This window comes from Kitasatospora sp. NPDC001225, from assembly GCF_053597855.1.
In genome coordinates this window covers 1-1,158 of record NZ_JBSFJC010000477.1, presented here as the reverse complement: position 1 = coordinate 1,158, position 1,158 = coordinate 1, and the positions used below count along the sequence as shown (strand labels likewise).

Here is a 1,158-nt window from a genome sequence, read left to right as displayed (position 1 = left end):
GGCACCGTCCTGCTGCTGGCCACCGGCTGGGCCCGGCACTGGGGCACCGACGCCTACCTCGCGCTTGAGGATCTTCCCGGTCGGCCCCTTGGGCAGCGCGTCGACCGTCCACACCAGCCGCGGGTACTTGTACGGGGCCACCCGCTCCCGGACGAAGCCGCGGATCTCCTCCGGGGTCGCCGCGGCGCCCTCGCGCAGCACCACGGCGGCGGCCACCTCCTGGCCGTGGGTGGGGTGGGGGACGCCGATCACCGTGGCCTCGGCCACCGCCGGGTGCTCGTACAGCACGTCCTCCACCTCCCTCGGGTAGACGTTGAAGCCGCCGCGGATGATGACGTCCTTGCGGCGGTCGACGATCCGGAAGTCGCCCCGCTCGTCGCGGGTGCCGAGGTCCCCGGTGTGCAGCCAGCCGTCCCGGACGGTCCGCGCGGTGGTGTCCGGGCGGCCCCAGTAGCCCTTCATCACGTTGTGGCCCCGGATCACCACCTCCCCGACCGTGCCGTCCGGCACCTCCCGGCCGGACTCGTCGACGATCCGCATCCGCACCCCCTCGACGGGGATGCCGATGGTGCCCGCGGTCCGCTCCCGGTCGCTGCGGTTGGCGCAGGCCAGCGGCGAGGACTCGGACAGCCCGTAGCCCTCCAGCACCACGCAGCCGAAGTCGGTCTCGAAGCCGCGCAGCACCTCCGGCGGCATCGGCGCGCCGCCGCCCAGGCACACCCGCAGCGAGGAGACGTCGTGCCCGGCGCGTCGCGGGTGGGTCAGCATCAGGGTGTACATGGTCGGGACGCCGAGGAAGACGCTCACCCGGTCGCGCTGGATCACCGCGAGGGCGGCCAGCGGGTCGAAGCGCCGCACCAGGGTCAGGCAGGCCCCGACGGCCACCGCGCAGTTGAGGCCGATCACCTGGCCGAAGGAGTGGAACAGCGGCAGCCCGCCGAAGATCACGTCCCGTTCGACCAGGCCCAGCACCTGGATACCGGCCCGCACGTTGCACACGATGTTGCGGTGGGTCAGCTCGGCGCCCTTGGGCGCCCCGGTGGTGCCGGAGGTGTAGAGGATGACCGCGGTGTCCTCTCCCCCGCGGCCCCCGGCGGCGGTCGGCGGGTCGGCCGGCTGCTCCGCGAGCGCCGCCGCGAGGGCGGCCGGCTCGACGGC

1 protein-coding gene is annotated in these 1,158 nt (G+C 74.4%); it reads right to left on the bottom strand.

Annotation, left to right across the window (positions count from 1 at the left end; translation table 11 throughout):
- Positions 1–1,158: AMP-binding protein (locus ACWDCZ_RS41590; RefSeq protein WP_449818759.1), on the bottom strand; the 1,158-nt coding region annotated here is incomplete at both ends.